This window comes from Streptomyces swartbergensis, assembly GCF_002148965.1.
In the GTDB taxonomy this organism is placed as follows: domain Bacteria; phylum Actinomycetota; class Actinomycetes; order Streptomycetales; family Streptomycetaceae; genus Streptomyces; species Streptomyces swartbergensis.
On sequence record NZ_NGFN01000537.1, the window covers coordinates 1 to 3,461 of the forward strand.

The following is a 3,461-nucleotide window of genomic DNA, read 5'->3' on the forward strand; positions in this document are numbered from 1 at the left end:
GGGCGGCACCTCCACCGGCGGCGACACGGGCACGGGCACGGCCCCGCAGCTCGCCAGGGAGGACGGCACGGTCGACGGCAGCGTGGCGGTGACGTACACACCGGCGACCGGCTCGGGAGCGGGCTCGGTGACGGTGTCCAACGCGTGCGCGGGGACGGTGTACTGGACGGGCGTACTGGCGGCGTCGTAGCTGAGGCCGCCCGTCCCGCCTAGCTGCGGGCAGTCGTGCCGCTGGGGCGGCACCCGTCCCAAAGAAGCGGCACCCCGCACCGCCGGGCTGTGAACCCACCCTGCACCGCCGGGCTGTGAACCCACCCCGCACCGCCGGGCTGCGAACCCACCCTGCCCCAGCAACCGCTGGCGGCACCCTGCTACACCGGGCCGTGGACCCACAGGGCCTCAGCAGCGACGCCGCTCACTTGGCGCCGGTGTCCGCAGCGACAGGCTCCTCCTCCGGCACCAACCCCAGCTCCGCATCCCGCGCGAACTCGATTTCCCGCCGCAGCAACCGGAACCACATGAAGATCACAAACCCCACGAAGGCAAACCACTCGGCGGTGTAACCGAGGTTCTGGAACGCCTTCAGATCCAGCCCGGTGTCCGGCGGCGCACTCGCCGGCACCGCCTTCATCCCCGAGTCACCCTTCGCCAACGTGACCCACGCGTCGTACACGTCGTACGGCACCAGGTTCACCAACGACGCCGCACTGATCGCCGCGGTCTGCCCGGCCGGCAGGCCGCCCTGCGCGCTGACGCCGTTGTCACCCGGTGTCTCGGACGCCTGGAGCGCCCCCGTGACCGTGACCTCACCGGCGGGCGGCGCGGGCGCCTTCGCCGCGTCGGCGGCACCGGGCAGCCACCCGCGGACCACCGGCAGCGCCTCGCCCGAGTCGGTGCGCAGCAGCGTTAGGACGTAGAAGCCCTGCTTGCCGTCGAGCTCCCGGCCGGGCACCAGCAGTTGCTTGCCGTAGCGGCCGGTCGCGGTGACCTGCTTCCCGGATGTCGCCTTGGTCACCGGCAGCATCTCCCGGAGCGGCCGGGGCGCTTCGTGCCGGGCCTCGGAGACCTGCTCGGTAGCCGCGCGGTGGTCCTGCACACGGTCCTCGAACCGGCCCAGCTGCCAGGACCCCATGAAGATGCAGAAGGGGATGGACAACAGCACGAAGACGTTGATCCCCCACCATCGGGGCGTCAGCAGAAACCGGTACACACCCATACGGTACGGGTCTGCCGGGCGGGGTCGGCCTGCGGGGTCGGCACCCTCGATACCGCTCCGCGAGGTGTTCCCGTCCGCCGGGGGCTCGGTCACTCCTGACCTGCTGAGAAGGGGAACCGGTGGAGGTTATCCACAGGCTGAGGACCTCGTCGGCGCATTGTCGGCGAGGGCGTGCAGTATGGGGCCATGACTGAGAGCAACGGATCCGACGCGCGGGATCAGCGGGATCAGCGGAACCAGCAGGAGCAAGAGGTACAGGCGGGACAGCAGGAGCGGATGCCGGACTGGGAGAAGCGCTTCCGGGCGCCCCGGGTGTCCCTGCCCGACTGGGCGGAGGACGCGCCGGACCGCTCCCTGTTCGTGTCGAACGCGACGGGGACGTACGAGCTGTACGCCTGGGACCGCAAGACGGGCGAGCAGCGCCAGGTGACGGACCGGCCGAACGGCACGACGGACGGCGTGCTGTCACCGGACGGCGCCTGGATCTGGTGGTTCGACGACAAGGACGGTGACGAGTTCGGCGTCTGGCGCCGCCAGCCCTTCACGGGCGGCCCGGACGAACTCGCCGCCGAGGGCCTGGACGCCTCCTATCCGGCGGGGCTCGCCCTCGGCCGCGACGGGCGCACGGCGGTCGTCGGCCGCTCGACCGACGAGGACGGTACGACGATCCACCTCGTCCGCACGGGCGAGGCCCCGGTGGAGATCTACCGCCACCGCGAATCGGCCGGCGTTGGCGACCTCTCCCACGACGGCTCGCTCATCGCCATCGAGCACACCGAGCACGGCGACGCCATGCACTCCGCCCTGCGCGTCCTGCGCACCGACGGCACGCCGGTCGCCGACCTCGACGACACCGAGGGCGGTACGCGCGAGCTCGGCCTGGAGGTCCTCGGCTTCGCCCCCGTCGACGGCGACACCCGCCTCCTCATCGGCCACCAGCGCCGGGGCCGCTGGGAGCCCCTGGTCTGGGACGTCGCCTCCGGCGAGGAGACGGACCTGGCGCTGGAACTGCCGGGCGACGTCAGCGCCGAGTGGTACCCGGACGGCAGCGGCCTGCTCATCGCGCACAGCTTCGAGGCCCGCAGCGAGCTGTTCCGCTACGACCTGGCGAGCCGCGCCCTGACCGAGATCCCGACCCCGCCCGGCACGGTCTCCGGCGCCACGGCCCGGCCCGACGGCAGCGTGGAGTACCTGTGGTCCTCGGCCGCCCAACCGTCGGCGGTCCGCTCCACGGCCGGCGGTGTCGTGCTCGACCCGCCCGGCATGAAGTCACCCGGCTCGGTGCCGGTGGAGGACGTGTGGGTGGAGGGACCCGGCGGCCGCATCCACGCCCTCGTCCAGAAGCCGAAGGGCACCACCGGCCCGCTCCCCACGGTCTTCGACATCCACGGCGGCCCGACCTGGCACGACAGCGACTCCTTCGCGGCCGGCCCGGCGGCGTGGGTCGACCACGGCTACGCGGTGGTCCGGGTCAACTACCGCGGCTCGACGGGCTACGGCCGTGCCTGGACGGACGCCCTGAAGCACCGCGTGGGCCTCATCGAACTGGAGGACATCGCCGCGGTCCGCGAATGGGCCGTCACCTCCGGCCTCGCCGACCCCGACCGCCTCGTCCTCACCGGCGGCTCCTGGGGCGGCTATCTCACCCTCCTCGGCCTCGGCGTCCAGCCCGACGCATGGGCCCTGGGCATCGCGGCGGTCCCCGTCGCCGACTACGTCACGGCGTACCACGACGAGATGGAAGCGCTGAAGGCGATGGACCGCACGCTCCTCGGCGGCACCCCCGAAGAGGTCCCCGACCGCTTCGAGGCCTCCTCCCCCCTCACCTACGTCGACCAGGTCAAGGCCCCGGTCTACATCTCGGCCGGCGTCAACGACCCCCGCTGCCCCATCCGCCAGATCGAGAACTACGTCAAACGCCTGGAGGCGAGAGGCGCGACCCACGAGGTGTACCGCTATGACGCCGGACACGGGTCACTGGTGGTGGACGAACGCATCAAGCAGGTACGGCTGGAGCTGGAGTTCGCGGAGAGGTATCTGAACCGACGGCCGTGATCGGCGGGGCGCGGACGCTGACGGTGACTCGTGGGGCGGGGGTGCCCGCAATCCGCGGACAGTCGTGCCGCTGGGGCGGCACGGGTGGGCGCGGGCGGCACCCCGCTGCGCCGGGTTGCGCAACGCCCCGGCCTCAGCCTCAACGCCGCGCACCTCGTAACGCCCCGGCCTCGACCCCGACCCCGCACAC

At 72.4% G+C, this 3,461-nt stretch carries 2 protein-coding genes and 1 pseudogene; 2 read left to right on the plus strand and 1 reads right to left on the minus strand.

Annotated features, from left to right (window positions below):
- A pseudogene (locus CA983_RS41660) lies at positions 1-190 on the plus strand (hypothetical protein); the annotation flags it as partial.
- 225 nt (positions 191-415) lie between these two features.
- Here CA983_RS41660 and CA983_RS41665 read toward each other — a convergent pair.
- A complete protein-coding gene (locus CA983_RS41665; RefSeq protein ID WP_279628509.1) occupies positions 416-1,210 on the minus strand; it encodes an SURF1 family protein in 795 nt (264 codons plus the stop codon).
- 192 nt (positions 1,211-1,402) lie between these two features.
- Between CA983_RS41665 and CA983_RS41670 the strand changes: the two genes are divergently transcribed.
- Positions 1,403-3,271, plus strand: a complete 1,869-nt coding sequence (locus CA983_RS41670) for a S9 family peptidase (RefSeq protein WP_086605854.1) — start codon at positions 1,403-1,405, stop codon at positions 3,269-3,271.
- The last annotated feature ends 190 nt before the right edge of the window (positions 3,272-3,461 follow it).